The organism is Brevibacterium sp. 50QC2O2 (assembly GCF_024580675.1).
Lineage (GTDB): Bacteria > Actinomycetota > Actinomycetes > Actinomycetales > Brevibacteriaceae > Brevibacterium > Brevibacterium moorei.
This window is the reverse complement of the sequence record NZ_JANIJZ010000079.1, coordinates 1-253: the sequence shown is the minus strand read 5'-3', so window position 1 is coordinate 253 and position 253 is coordinate 1. Positions and strand designations below refer to the sequence as shown.

Sequence of the window (253 nt, the reverse complement as noted above, 5' to 3'; positions counted from 1 at the left end):
TGATTCTGTGAGTAGTGGCGAGCGAAAGCGGAGGAGCCTAAACTGCGTGCATGTATGAACCGTGTGGGGGTTGTGTGCGTGGTGTTGTGGGGAGTGGTTGTCCGATTCCACATGGTCGGAGCCCTTTTTGTTGCGCGTGTAGTCGAACAGTCTGGGATGGCTGACCGGAGTGGGTGAGAGTCCTGTAGGCGAAATGTGTGTGGCGGGGGTTGACTGTTTTCCCGAGTAGGACGGGACTCGTGTAATCTCGTGT

1 rRNA gene is annotated in these 253 nt (G+C 56.1%); it reads left to right on the top strand.

Annotation, left to right across the window (positions count from 1 at the left end):
- Position 1 precedes the first annotated feature (1 nt).
- Positions 2-253: ribosomal RNA gene (locus NQ038_RS15290) — 23S ribosomal RNA — on the top strand; the annotation flags it as partial.